Genomic DNA, 13542 nt, shown 5'->3' with positions numbered 1-13542 from the left:
ACTAAATAATAGCTGGGGACGGGAAGAAAGGACGGGCGCATAAGGTACGCCCGTAAAATTTATTCAGGTTGTGCGATTAATCGCGTTTTACGCCACCGCGCAGCAGGCCGGACGCGCCGTCTGAATAGTCGCGTGGCATCTGAACCGGAGCCTGATCGTTACCGGCTTCAGAATCAGCCAGACGATTGCGGAAGGGGTTGGTCTCCGCGGTCATTTCCGGCAGCAGGCTGCTGGAGCTTTTCGCCATGTGCTGGTAGAGCTGGCGATAATCTGTCGCCATGTTGTCCAGCAGCTCAGCGCTACGGGCAAAGTGGCTGACCAGCTCTTCGCGATATTCTTCCAGTTCGGCTTTGTTCTTTTCCAGTTCGTATTGCAGTGACTGCTGCTGACGCAATTTGCGGTTACCGAAACGCATGGCCACAGCACCAATGATGATGCCGACGACTAAACCGATTAGCGCATATTCCCAGGTCATGAACTTCTCCCGTTGTCTTGTTGTTCCGTAGGGTGTTGGCTCGGCTCCTGCCTGTGCCTGATTATGCCACTATAACCGCTATTTCCGCAGAAGTGGAATCCTGACGTATCATCGCGTAGTGTAGAACGGCCTTTTTTTCATCAGCCACGCGCGCTGGTGAGGTTTAACTAAAGGAATAACAACAACATCATGCAAAACCTGTCCCCTTCATCGCGTTACCAACTGGCCCTGAGCGAGGGCACACACCAGCCGGATGATGTCCAGCGTGAAGCGGTTAACCGCCTGGACACGATTTATCAGGAACTTCTGGCGAAACCCGCCGATGCGGTGCAGAGCAGTGGGCTGAAGGCGGCATTCGGCCGTTTACTGGGCAAAAAAGAGTCCACGGTAAACGCACCGGTTCGTGGCTTATATATGTGGGGCGGCGTTGGGCGGGGTAAGACCTGGCTGATGGACATGTTCTACCAGAGCCTGCCCGGCACGCGTAAGCAGCGCCTGCACTTTCACCGTTTTATGCTGCGGGTCCATGAAGAGCTGACGGCGCTCCAGGGCGAAACCGACCCGCTGGACATTGTGGCCGATCGCTTTAAGGCGGAAACGGACGTGCTCTGCTTCGACGAGTTCTTTGTTTCCGATATTACGGATGCCATGCTGCTGGGGGGGCTTATGAAAGCGCTGTTTGCGCGTGGGATCACCCTGGTGGCGACCTCCAATATTCCGCCGGATGAGCTTTATCGCAATGGTCTCCAGCGGGCGCGTTTCCTGCCGGCCATTGATGCTATCAAACAGCACTGCGATATCATGAACGTCGATGCCGGCGTCGATTATCGTCTGCGCACATTAACGCAGGCACACCTGTGGCTTTCGCCATTGAATGCCGACACAGCCCGCGAGATGGATAAACTGTGGCTGGCGCTGGCGCTGGCGGGAGCGCCGCGGGGTAACGCGCCAGCGCTGGAGATTAATCATCGTCCGTTGCCGACGCTTGGCGTAGAAAACCAGACGCTGGCCGTCTCGTTTGCAACGCTCTGCGTGGACGCCCGCAGCCAGCATGACTACATTGCACTTTCGCGTCTGTTCCATACCGTTATGTTGTGGGATGTGCCCGTTATGACCCCACTCATGGAGAGCGAAGCGCGCCGCTTCATCGCGCTGGTAGATGAGTTTTACGAGCGCCACGTTAAGCTGGTGGTCAGCGCCGAGGTGCCTTTATATGAGGTTTATCAGGGCGAGCGCCTGAAGTTTGAGTTCCAGCGCTGCCTGTCGCGCCTGCAAGAGATGCAGAGCGAAGAGTACCTCAAGCGTGAGCATATGCCGTAATAAATGCTCCCCTCTCCCCGTGGGAGAGGGGCTGGGGGTGAGGGCACCAGACCGCACAATACCTGACCCCGAAAAACCCATTCCAAATCACATTTAAGGGTCGATCTTTGACCTCAACTTCTCTATAATCTTGCGACCCCACGTTACGAGAAGGTTTTTTTCCCGAAACTTTCTATGTGTCGGCATGTGCTATTCGAAGGGGTAGGTTTGCCGGACTTTGTCGTGTGAACCTCAACTGACTAAACGTTTGGGTGTTCACCAACGTGTAACTTATTATTTGGGTAAGCTTTTAATGAAAACTTTTACAGCTAAACCAGAAACCGTACAGCGCGACTGGTATGTTGTTGACGCGACCGGTAAAACTCTGGGCCGTCTGGCTACTGAACTGGCTCGTCGCCTGCGCGGTAAGCATAAAGCGGAATACACTCCGCACGTTGATACCGGTGATTACATCATCGTTCTGAACGCTGACAAAGTTGCTGTTACCGGCAACAAGCGTACTGACAAAATGTACTACCACCACACCGGCCACATCGGTGGTATCAAAGAAGCGACCTTTGAAGAGATGATTGCCCGCCGTCCTGAGCGTGTGATTGAAATCGCGGTTAAAGGCATGCTGCCAAAAGGCCCGCTGGGTCGTGCTATGTTCCGTAAACTGAAAGTTTACGCAGGCAACGAGCACAACCACGCGGCACAGCAACCGCAAGTTCTTGACATCTAATCGGGATTATAGGCAATGGCTGAAAATCAATACTACGGCACTGGTCGCCGCAAAAGTTCCGCAGCTCGCGTTTTCATCAAACCGGGCAGTGGTAAAATCGTAATCAACCAGCGTTCTCTGGAACAATACTTCGGTCGCGAAACTGCCCGCATGGTAGTTCGCCAGCCGCTGGAACTGGTTGATATGGTAGAAAAACTGGATCTGTACATCACCGTTAAAGGTGGTGGTATCTCCGGTCAGGCAGGTGCGATCCGTCACGGTATCACCCGCGCGCTGATGGAGTACGACGAATCCCTGCGTTCTGAACTGCGTAAAGCTGGCTTCGTTACTCGTGACGCTCGTCAGGTTGAACGTAAGAAAGTGGGTCTGCGTAAAGCACGTCGTCGTCCACAGTTCTCCAAACGTTAATCCATTCTGCTTACGCAGAACGATTGGCGAAAAACCCGCTTCGGCGGGTTTTTTTATGGATAATGCGCAGGTTATCCACAGTAACATTTCATATATCTTCTCTTTTTCCACATTTCCGGAATCCCCTCACCACAAAGCCATCAAAATCTGGTAAACTATCATCCAATTTTCTGCCCAAATATCGGTGAATACTCGATTTTTGTTCGATTCTTGAACAATGTGTCTTCTCTGGGATGGGCGATACATCATCTGGCTGGCCCCGTTGGGCTGGTAGCAGTAAAAATTCTGAATATACCTGGAGGTTTTCATGGCTGTCGCTGCCAACAAACGTTCGGTAATGACGCTGTTTTCTGGTCCTACTGACATTTATAGCCATCAGGTTCGTATCGTGCTGGCCGAGAAGGGTGTCAGTTTTGAGATCGAGCATGTGGAAAAGGATAACCCGCCTCAGGATCTGATCGATCTCAACCCGAGCCAAAGCGTACCGACGCTGGTGGATCGCGAGCTGACCCTGTGGGAATCCCGTATCATTATGGAATACCTGGATGAGCGTTTCCCGCATCCGCCGCTGATGCCTGTTTATCCTGTTGCGCGTGGCGAAAGCCGCCTGTACATGCAGCGTATCGAGAAAGACTGGTACTCGCTGATGAACGTTATCGTCAACGGTTCCTCTTCTGAAGCGGATGCTGCACGTAAACAGCTGCGTGAAGAGCTGCTGGCGATTGCGCCGGTATTTGGTCAAAAGCCTTTCTTCCTGAGCGACGAGTTCAGCCTGGTGGATTGCTACCTGGCTCCGTTGCTGTGGCGTCTGCCAACCTTGGGCGTAGAGTTCAGCGGCCCTGGCGCGAAAGAGCTGAAAGGCTACATGACTCGCGTCTTTGAGCGCGACTCTTTCCTGGCATCTTTAACTGAACCGGAACGTGAAATGCGTCTCGGCCGAGGCTAATGACTGTGGAAATGTCACAACTTTCACCACGCCGTCCGTATCTGCTGCGCGCCTTCTATGAATGGCTGCTGGATAACCAGCTCACGCCGCACCTGGTTGTGGATGTGACGTTGCCGGGCGTGCTGGTTCCAATGGAATACGCGCGCGACGGACAGATTGTACTGAATATTGCGCCACGCGCAGTGGGTAACCTGGAGCTGGCGAACGACGAAGTGCGCTTTAATGCGCGCTTCGGCGGCGTGCCGCGTCAGGTTTCCGTGCCGCTGGCAGCTGTGCTGGCTATCTACGCCCGTGAAAACGGTGCGGGCACCATGTTTGAGCCGGAAGCGGCTTATGATGAAGAGGTTGCCAGCCTGAATGATGATGAGGCATCCGATGAACGCGAAAGCGACACGGTAATGTCTGTCATCGATGGCGATAAGCCCGATCATAATGACGACACCGATCCGGATGACGAGCCACCACCACGCTGTGGTCGTCCCGCACTGCGCGTTGTGAAATAAACAAACAGGCCCGACGGGCCTGTTTTGCTTTCGGTCCCTTTTCGCCCCCTCTAATTTCCTGTGTTATGATGAACTGTTTTCCTTCAATGGCACCGGACTGCAATGAAACCGACTGATCTTAAAGCTGAAAACTCTGATGAAACCATTGGTCGCAGCCTGCGCCGTCGGCCGCTGGCGCGCAAAAAACTGTCTGATATGGTGGAAGAAGAGCTGGAGCAGATGATCCGTCGGAAGGAATTTGCCCAGGGAGAGCAGTTACCCTCCGAGCGCGAACTGATGGAGTTCTTCAACGTGGGTCGCCCCTCGGTGCGCGAAGCGCTGGCGGCGCTAAAGCGTAAAGGGCTGGTGCAGATTAACAACGGTGAACGTGCCCGCGTAACCATGCCGTCTGCCGATACCATCATCAGTGAATTGTCGGGAATGGCGAAAGACTTTCTGACCCAGCCCGGCGGTATTGCCCATTTCGAGCAGCTTCGCCTGTTCTTTGAATCCAGCCTTGTTCGTTATGCCGCAGAATATGCCACTGACGATCAGATTGCGCAGCTCACAAAAGCCCTGGAGATCAACAGCCAGTCCCTGGATGACAACACGCTATTTATTCGTTCCGATGTCGATTTTCACCGCGTGCTGGCGGAGATCCCCGGCAATCCGATCTTCAATGCGATCCACGTTGCGCTGCTTGACTGGTTAATTGCGGCGCGTCCTAAAGTGCCGGACGCAGAGCTTTATCAGCATAATGAAGTCAGCTATCGCCAGCATATCGCAATTGTGGATGCGATCCGCCGCCGCGATCCCGATGAAGCGGATCGGGCGTTGCAAACTCACCTTAACAGCGTCTCCGCCACCTGGCACGCTTTCGGCCAGCATTCAAAAGCCAAAAAATAACGATCCTTTAGTGAAGCAGATCGCAATATAAGCGTTCTGTATTCTACTGCTGCTTAATTGATCTGGTATAACAGGTATAAAGGTATGTCGTTATAACAAACACACGATCGATTGAGGTAACTATGGCAACGCAATTACGCGGCGTAATGGCCGCACTCCTGACCCCGTTTAACTCTGAGCAGATGCTGGATAAAGAAAGCCTGCGCCGTCTGGTGCGGTTCAATATTGAACAGGGTATCGATGGGCTGTACGTCGGCGGTTCAACGGGAGAGGCCTTTGTACAGAGCCTTTCGGAACGAGAGCAGGTGATGGAGATTGTGGCGGAAGAGGCGAAGGGGAAAATCACGCTCATCGCCCATGTTGGCTGCGTCAGCACGGCGGAAAGCCAGCAGTTAGCCATGGCCGCCGCCCGCGTCGGTTTTGACGCTGTATCCGCCGTCACACCGTTTTACTATCCCTTTAGCTTTGAAGAACATTGCGATCATTACCGTGCAATTATTGATTCGGCGGATGGTCTGCCGATGGTGGTCTATAACATTCCGGCGTTAAGCGGCGTGAAGTTAAGCCTGGATCAGATCAACACGCTGGTAACGCTCCCCGGCGTCGGCGCGCTGAAGCAAACCTCCGGCGATCTCTTCCAGATGGAGCAGATCCGTCGCGAACATCCGGATCTGGTGCTCTATAACGGCTATGACGAGATCTTCGCCTCCGGCCTGCTGGCCGGCGCGGACGGGGGGATCGGCAGCACCTACAACATTATGGGCTGGCGCTACCAGGCGATCGCTAAAGCGGTTCGTGAAGGGGATAACGCCACCGCACAGCGCCTGCAAAGCGAATGCAACACGGTGATCGATCTGCTGATTAAAGCCGGGGTGTTCCGTGGTCTGAAAACGGTTCTGCACTATATGGACGTGGTATCCGTGCCGCTGTGCCGTAAGCCGTTTGCCCCTGTGGATGAAAAATTCGTGCCAGCGCTGAAAGCGCTGGCGGAGCAGCTAATGGCGGAAAAACGCTAACGCATAGCCGGGGGCGCTTCGCCTTATCCGGCCTACAAAAACATGCTACGTAGGCCGGATAAGGCGCAGCCGCCATCCGGCAAAACGACAGAGAAATCGTCGGGAGAGTGAAATGAGTAAGTCTACCCAAAGCATCCCGTGGTACCGCCATCTTACCCGTCCTCAGTGGCGCGCCTTCTCCGCCGCCTGGCTGGGATATCTGCTTGATGGCTTCGATTTTGTATTGATAGCCTTAGTCCTGACAGAAATAAAAAGCGAGTTTGCCCTGACGACAGTGGAAGCGGCGAGCCTGATTTCGGCGGCCTTTATATCGCGCTGGTTCGGCGGCCTGCTGCTGGGCGCCATGGGCGACCGCTATGGCCGCAAGCTGGCGATGATCACCAGCATCGTGCTCTTTTCCTGCGGTACGCTGGCCTGCGGTTTTGCGCCGGGTTACGTCACCCTGTTTATCGCCCGCATGGTGATAGGCATGGGGATGGCGGGGGAATATGGCTCCAGCGCAACCTATGTGATTGAAAGCTGGCCAAAGCACCTGCGCAACAAGGCGAGTGGTTTTCTGATTTCCGGTTTCTCCGTCGGCGCCGTGGTTGCGGCCCAGGTCTACAGCCTTGTCGTGCCCGTCTGGGGCTGGCGGGCGCTGTTCTTTATCGGCATTCTGCCCATCGTCTTTGCCCTGTGGCTGCGGAAAAATATTCCGGAAGCTGAGGACTGGAAAGCGAAGCACGAAGGCAAAGCCCCGGTGCGCACCATGGTTGATATTCTGTATCGCGGCAAATACCGCGTCATCAATATGGCGATGACGCTGTTTGCCGGTACGGCGCTGTGGTTCTGTTTTGCAGGCGAACTCAACAACGCGGGGCTGGTCGTTATTCTCGGCCTGCTGTGCGCCATCGTCTTTATCAGCTTTATGGTGCAAAGCAGCGGTAAACGCTGGCCGACGGGCGTCACGTTGATGGTTGTCGTGCTCTTCGCCTTTCTCTACTCCTGGCCGATTCAGGCGCTATTACCCACTTATCTGAAAACCGACCTGGCCTATGATCCGTCAACGGTGGCGAAGGTGCTGTTCTTTAGCGGCTTCGGCGCGGCAGTAGGCTGCTGCGTGGGTGGTTTTCTCGGTGACTGGCTTGGCACCCGCAAGGCCTATGTCTGTAGCCTGTTGGCCTCACAGCTCCTGATTGTTCCCGTCTTTGCGATCGGCGGCGCCAATGTCTGGGTGTTGGGCTTGTTACTCTTTTTCCAGCAGATGCTGGGGCAGGGGATCTCTGGGATCTTACCCAAACTCATCGGTGGCTATTTCGATACCGACCAGCGTGCGGCGGGTCTGGGCTTTACCTACAACGTTGGCGCGTTGGGTGGCGCGATTGCCCCGGTGATTGGCGCGCTGTTGTCGCAGGATATGGCGCTGGGCACGGCCCTGGGATCGCTCTCCTTTGGCCTGACGTTTGTGGTGATCTTGCTTATTGGTCTGGATATGCCCTCCCGCGTTCAGCGCTGGATCAGGCCAGAAGCCCTGCGTACGCATGACGCTATTGACGGTAAACCTTTCAGCGGAGCCGTCCCGTTTGGCGGCGATAAAAGCGCTTTAGCGAAAAGCAAAAGTTAATCCGCTTGCCCGGACCTGTACCGGGCACATTCGTAAGGGATGAAGTATGTCACAACGGGATAAAAACATTTCCGAGCGGGGCGGTGCTATGACGACACTGGCGATAGACATAGGTGGAACTAAACTTGCCGCCGCCCTGGTGGATGACGGTTTACAGATCCACGCGCGACGCGAATGCCCTACGCCCGCCAGTAAGACGCCTGACGCACTGCGTGAGGCGCTGGCTGAGCTGGTCAAGCCGTTACAGACCCAGGCAACGCGTGCGGCCATTGCCTCAACCGGAATCATTCAGGACGGCAATCTGCTGGCGATTAACCCGCAAAATCTCGGAGGATTGCACCATTTTCCGCTGGTGCAGACGCTCGAAGACATTGCTGGTTTGCCGACCCTGGCGATCAATGATGCTCAGGCTGCGGCATGGGCGGAATATCACGTTAGTGCGAAGGAAATTAAAGACATGGTATTCCTGACTGTTTCAACGGGCGTGGGGGGCGGCGTAGTCAGTAACGGGAAACTCGTGACCGGAAGCGGCGGACTGGCAGGGCATCTTGGGCATACGCTCGCCGATCCAAACGGCCCGCAATGCGGATGTGGTCGCGTGGGGTGCGTGGAAGCCATCGCGTCTGGTCGCGGTATTGCCGCCGCAGCCAGGGGAGAGCTTGCAGGATGCGATGCAAAAACGATTTTTGCGCGCGCGGCAGAGGGAAATAAACAGGCGGCGGAACTGGTACAACGTTCTGCACAGGTACTGGCGCGGCTTATTGCCGACACGAAAGCGGTGATGGACTGCCAGCGCGTGGTGATAGGCGGCAGCATCGGGCTGGCAGGAGGGTATCTGGCGCGGGTCCGCGCGTATCTTGAGGAGCATCCTTCTGTTTATCACGTTGAATTAACCGCCGCGCACTATCGACACGATGCGGGCTTACTGGGCGCGGCGCTGTTAGCTCAGGGAGAAAGATGATGTTTTTTGGTGAGATTCGGACGCTTCCCTCCACGGGGTTGCATCCCGTTCTTCTGGAGGCGCTAACCCTCGCGCTGGCTGCCCGTCCGCTGGAAAAAGCGGCAGGACGTTATGAGCTTCGCGGTGAGGATATCTTCATGAATGTGATGACGTTTGCCACGCAGTTTCCAGACCAGAAGAAAGCGGAACTGCATGAGCAATATATTGATATCCAGGTGTTATTGACGGGAGAAGAGCGCATCCTCTTTGGCGTGACGGGCTCGGCACGCCAGCGTGAAGATTTTCATCCTGAAGAAGATTATCAGTTGTGCAGTGAGATTGCAGATGAACAGTGTGTCACCCTCCGGTCGGGGATGTGCGCCGTATTTATGCCGGGAGAGCCACATAAGCCAGGATGCGCAATCCTTGAGCCAGGCGAGATAAAGAAAGTCGTGGTGAAGGTACGCGCCCGCTTGCTGGATACGTAGTTTATAGGCCTGATGGCGCTTCGCTTATCAGGCCTGCGGGCATAACGTAATTTGCAGGCCGGATAAGGCGCAGCCGCCATCCGGCAATGTTATTCGATATTCTGGCGCTTAAACGTCACCGCTTCCGGCTGCGTCAGGTGCAAGGTTGTCTGGCTGGGCACCGTCTCGGCAATCACCTTGCCGTGGCGAACAGAGTATCGTGCCGGCGTCTGGCGACGAACTGCATCAAACCCATTCTCTGCCGGGAGAATCACCAGGTTTGCTGTATTCCCAACGCGCACGCCATAGTCCTGCAAATCGAGCGTTTTCGCGCTGTGGGTAGTGATCAGGTTAAGCCCATCATTTATTTGCCCGTAACCCATCAGTTGGCAAACGTGCAGCCCCATATGCAGAACCTGAAGCATATTCGCGGTTCCCAGCGGATACCACGGATCGAAAACGTCGTCATGACCAAAGCAGACGTTGATCTCCGCTTCAAGCATTTCTTTGACGCGTGTGATGCCTCGGCGTTTGGGATAGGTATCGAAACGGCCCTGCAAATGCGTGTTAACCAGCGGGTTTGCCACGAAGTTAATGCCTGACATTTTTAACAGGCGGAACAGTCGGGACGTATACGCGCCATTATAGGAGTGCATCGCCGTGGTATGGCTGGCGGTCACGCGTGAACCCATTCCGTCACGATGTGCCAGTGCGGCAACGGTTTCAACGAAGCGCGATTGTTCATCATCAATTTCATCACAGTGGACATCGATCAGTCGGTCGTACTTTCTGGCCAGGGAAAACGTTTTATGCAGCGACTCAACGCCATATTCACGCGTAAATTCAAAGTGGGGGATTGCGCCGATGACATCCGCCCCTAAACGCACGGCTTCCTCAAGCAGTTCTTCACCGTTCGGATAAGAAAGAATGCCTTCCTGCGGGAATGCCACAATTTGCATATCGACCCACGGGGCGACTTCCTGCTTCACCTCCAGCATGGCTTTCAGTGCCGTAAGGGTGGGGTCCGAGACGTCAACGTGTGTACGTACGTACTGAATGCCGTTGGCGATTTGCCACTTCAGGGTCTGCATCGCGCGAGTTTTAACGTCTTCGTGGGTAAGCATCGCCTTGCGTTCGGCCCAGCGCTCGATTCCCTCGAAAAGCGTGCCGGACTGGTTCCAGTTCGGTTCACCCGCCGTTTGCGTTGTATCCAGATGGATATGCGGCTCGATGAAAGGAGGGATAACCAGCCCGCATTCGGCGTCCAGCACCTGACCGACTGGCGCAGAGGCGGTTTCCTGAGGATCGATACGGCTGAAGCGTCCGTCCTCAATCGTGATTTGCCATAAACCCTCTTGCCCCTGCAAACGGGCCTGACGGATAGTGAGGGAATTATTCTGCATGGGAAACCTCCGAAGGATTAGCAAGGGTACGTTTGGCGAATGGGTTTAACACCAAATAGCTGAAGATGCCACCCAATACTGCGTTAACGGGGACAATTCCCGGAATGTAGTGCCCGGCAGCAACACCCAGGGCGACCGAGAAAATGGCAATCCAGTTAACGGACACAAATTTTGCGTGGTCGAAGCTGGCATAGCGGCGGCGATTAATCAGGTAGTCGGCGATAATCACCCCGCCAACCGGCGGAATCGCTGCCGACAAAAAGGTCAGCCAGCCAACGAAGTTGTTGTATAGCCACAGCGCGCACAGCGTACCGATAATGCCATTAACCACCGACAGCGTACGGCTGGAAAGACCAGTAATATTGGCGAAACCCAGACCAGAGGCGTACAACGCGTTGTCATTGGTGGTCCAGATATTCAGGCCAAGAACGACAATGGCCGGCAGCAGCAGTCCCTGGGCGATCATCACGTCAGAAATATCGGCCTGTCCTACGGCGGCAGCGCCTGCCGCACCGAAGATAAACATCAGCGAGTTGCCAAGGAAAAATGCCACCATCGCCACCAGAACGGCACCTTTGGCATTGCGGCCAAAGCGGACGAAGTCGGCGGTCAGCGTGCCTGCGCTGATAAACGAGCCTACGACCAGCGCCAGCGCGCTGGAAAAGTTGAGCGGCGTCTGCGGCACAATGGATTTGAGGTGGTCCAATCCTCCCACGCCGTCCACCGCCAGCCAGACGGAGTAGCTACCCAGGATGACGATAGCGGGTACGGCGATGATGGATAAAATCGTCAGTGCCGAGATGCCAAAAAAAATGGTTAACGTCATCAACAGGCCGGAAACTGCAATCAGGATGTTCACGTCGATGCCCGTGGCTTTACTCACCGGGATGGCAAACATCGCTACGCCGACGCCAAACCACCCTACCTGCGTACCGCCTAAAAGCATGGAGGGAAGCCAGGAACCTTTTATACCGAACGAGTAACGCGCAAGAAGATGGGTTGAGAGGCCGGTTTTTGCGCCAATGTAGCCAAGAAAAGCAGTGTAAATACCGAGGAGGAGATTGCCGAAGAGAACTGCGAGGAAGAAATCATTATAGGAAAGACCGGTACCGAGCGTGCCTCCGGTCCACATACTGGCGGAAAAAAACGTTAACCCTAACATCACAAAAGTGAGTGGAACCACGCCTTTCCGCGCCGCCAGAGGGACGGGGCCCTGGCTATAATTGTTATCTTGCGACACAATGCCTCCTTGAATTTTGGCCAAAAAATCCGCCGCATAATATACATTTTTTTCACGAAAGCAAACGTTTACGTCGGGATTTACGCTGCTTTTTTGCTTAAAAAGGCACCATTAACTTAAGGGTAGGCTACTGAAAACAGGCTCCCCAGCGTTCCGCTTTATGCTTCTGCCGGGGAGTCAGAGGGGCTTACACTTCCAGGAAGTTCATGATCCCGTCAGCCGCTTTACGGCCTTCGGCAATCGCCGTGACCACCAGGTCAGAGCCGCGAACGATGTCGCCACCGGCGAAGATTTTCGGGTTGCTGGTCTGGAACGCGTTATCGCTGCCTTCTGGCGCAATGATGCGGCCTTGAGAGTCCAGCTCTACGCTGTGCTTCGCCAGCCACTCCATGCTGTGAGGACGGAAACCAAACGCCATCACCACGGCGTCAGCCGGGATCACGTGTTCAGAACCGGCCACGATCTCCGCGCGACGACGGCCTTTCGCATCTGGCGCACCCATCTCCGTGCGCGCCATCTTCACGCCGCTCACTTTACCGTTGGCATTCACTTCAATACCCAGAGGCTGGATGTTGAACTGGAACTCGACGCCCTCTTCACGTGCGTTTTTCACTTCGCGCTTAGAGCCCGGCATGTTCTCTTCGTCACGACGGTAGGCACAGATGACATGCGCCGCATTCTGGCGAATGGAGGTACGCACGCAGTCCATCGCGGTATCACCGCCGCCCAGCACCACCACGCGTTTGCCTTCCATGCTGACGAACGGCTCATCGGCGGTCTCGCCGTAGCCCATTAGCTGTTTGGTATTCGCAATCAGGAACGGCAGCGCGTCGTACACGCCTGGCGCATCTTCGTTCTCCAGACCACCGCGCATGGACTGATAAGTGCCTACGCCCAGGAACACGGCGTCGTAATCTTTCAGCAGGTCGTCGAGCTGCACGTCGCGGCCCACTTCGGTGTTGAGTTTGAACTCAATGCCCATGCCGGTGAAGATTTCGCGGCGGCGGGTCATCACCTCTTTCTCCAGCTTGAAGGCCGGGATACCGAAGGTCAGCAGGCCGCCAATCTCCGGGTGGCGATCAAAGACCACCGCCTTCACGCCGTTACGGGTCAGCACGTCCGCACAGGCCAGGCCTGCCGGGCCCGCGCCGATAATCGCTACGCGCTTGTCGGTTTGACGCACACCGGTCATATCCGGGCGCCAGCCCATCTCGAACGCTTTATCGTTGATATAGCGTTCGATGTTGCCGATGGTTACCGCGCCAAACTCGTCGTTCAGCGTACAGGAGCCTTCACACAGACGATCCTGAGGGCACACGCGGCCGCACACTTCCGGCAGGGTGTTGGTCTGATGAGACAGCTCGGCGGCTTCAAAAATACGCCCTTCGTTGGCCAGCTTCAGCCAGTTCGGGATGTAGTTATGGACCGGACACTTCCATTCGCAGTAAGGGTTACCGCAGGACAGGCAGCGGTCTGCCTGTGCTTTGGCCTGGCCTTCTGAAAACGGCTCATAGATTTCAACAAATTCAATTTTACGGATCTTCAGCGGTTTCTTTGGCGGATCAACACGCTGAAGGTCGATAAACTGGTAAACGTTCTGGCTCATCTGAATTCC

General features: G+C 55.3%; 14 protein-coding genes. 10 read left to right on the top strand and 4 right to left on the bottom strand.

The window, feature by feature from the left end; genetic code table 11:
- Window positions 1–76: 76 nt before the first annotated feature.
- The gene (gene zapG, locus AC4OVU_RS19560) at window positions 77–475 is read right to left on the bottom strand and encodes a Z-ring associated protein ZapG (RefSeq protein ID WP_003860432.1); all 399 of its coding nucleotides are present in this window, start codon (window positions 473–475) and stop codon (window positions 77–79) included.
- Window positions 476–664: 189 nt separating this feature from the next.
- On the opposite strand from zapG, the gene zapE reads away from it, so the two are divergent.
- The 10 genes from zapE to nanQ all read left to right on the top strand — a co-directional run bounded on the left by zapE (window position 665) and on the right by nanQ (window position 9305).
- Entirely contained in the window at window positions 665–1795 is a 1131-nt protein-coding gene (zapE, locus tag AC4OVU_RS19555; protein WP_110292548.1) for a cell division protein ZapE, read from the top strand.
- A gap of 292 nt (window positions 1796–2087) precedes the next feature.
- Window positions 2088–2516: a 50S ribosomal protein L13 gene (rplM, locus tag AC4OVU_RS19550; protein WP_003860434.1), complete on the top strand. Its 429-nt coding sequence runs from the start codon at window positions 2088–2090 to the stop codon at window positions 2514–2516.
- Between the two features lie 15 nt (window positions 2517–2531).
- Complete coding sequence (rpsI, locus tag AC4OVU_RS19545) at window positions 2532–2924, top strand: 30S ribosomal protein S9 (RefSeq protein WP_003860436.1); 393 nt, start codon at window positions 2532–2534, stop codon at window positions 2922–2924.
- A gap of 307 nt (window positions 2925–3231) precedes the next feature.
- Window positions 3232–3870: a stringent starvation protein SspA gene (sspA, locus tag AC4OVU_RS19540; RefSeq protein ID WP_003860438.1), complete on the top strand. Its 639-nt coding sequence runs from the start codon at window positions 3232–3234 to the stop codon at window positions 3868–3870.
- A gap of 5 nt (window positions 3871–3875) precedes the next feature.
- Entirely contained in the window at window positions 3876–4373 is a 498-nt protein-coding gene (sspB, locus tag AC4OVU_RS19535; RefSeq protein WP_110292559.1) for a ClpXP protease specificity-enhancing factor, read from the top strand.
- Between the two features lie 102 nt (window positions 4374–4475).
- The gene (gene nanR, locus AC4OVU_RS19530; protein WP_017382717.1) at window positions 4476–5258 is read left to right on the top strand and encodes a transcriptional regulator NanR; all 783 of its coding nucleotides are present in this window, start codon (window positions 4476–4478) and stop codon (window positions 5256–5258) included.
- 122 nt (window positions 5259–5380) lie between these two features.
- On the top strand, window positions 5381–6274 hold the full coding sequence (gene nanA, locus AC4OVU_RS19525; RefSeq protein ID WP_015572001.1) for an N-acetylneuraminate lyase: 894 nt from the start codon (window positions 5381–5383) through the stop codon (window positions 6272–6274).
- Window positions 6275–6386: 112 nt separating this feature from the next.
- Entirely contained in the window at window positions 6387–7877 is a 1491-nt protein-coding gene (locus tag AC4OVU_RS19520) for an MFS transporter (protein ID WP_015572000.1), read from the top strand.
- An 88-nt stretch (window positions 7878–7965) separates the two neighbouring features.
- The gene (gene nanK / locus AC4OVU_RS19515) at window positions 7966–8838 is read left to right on the top strand and encodes an N-acetylmannosamine kinase (protein ID WP_015571999.1); all 873 of its coding nucleotides are present in this window, start codon (window positions 7966–7968) and stop codon (window positions 8836–8838) included.
- Window positions 8838–9305 (top strand): N-acetylneuraminate anomerase, encoded by a 468-nt coding sequence (nanQ, locus tag AC4OVU_RS19510; RefSeq protein ID WP_172609137.1) that lies wholly within the window; start codon window positions 8838–8840, stop codon window positions 9303–9305. The genes nanK and nanQ overlap by 1 nt, the downstream gene beginning before the upstream one ends.
- 89 nt (window positions 9306–9394) lie before the next feature.
- Here the strand turns inward: nanQ and AC4OVU_RS19505 are convergent, their stop codons facing one another.
- The 3 genes from AC4OVU_RS19505 to gltD all read right to left on the bottom strand — a co-directional run bounded on the left by AC4OVU_RS19505 (window position 9395) and on the right by gltD (window position 13533).
- Window positions 9395–10687, bottom strand: a complete 1293-nt coding sequence (locus AC4OVU_RS19505; protein WP_015571997.1) for a cytosine deaminase — start codon at window positions 10685–10687, stop codon at window positions 9395–9397.
- Window positions 10677–11927 (bottom strand): cytosine permease, encoded by a 1251-nt coding sequence (codB, locus tag AC4OVU_RS19500; protein WP_110292550.1) that lies wholly within the window; start codon window positions 11925–11927, stop codon window positions 10677–10679. Before codB ends, AC4OVU_RS19505 begins: the two co-directional genes overlap by 11 nt.
- Window positions 11928–12114: 187 nt before the next feature.
- Window positions 12115–13533: a glutamate synthase subunit GltD gene (gltD, locus tag AC4OVU_RS19495; RefSeq protein ID WP_017382721.1), complete on the bottom strand. Its 1419-nt coding sequence runs from the start codon at window positions 13531–13533 to the stop codon at window positions 12115–12117.
- Between the last annotated feature and the right edge of the window lie 9 nt (window positions 13534–13542).

The sequence above is a fragment of the Enterobacter sp. 6722112 genome (assembly GCF_058661685.1).
Note: the sequence above shows the minus strand (reverse complement) of the source record. Positions and strands in the feature narration are given on the sequence as shown.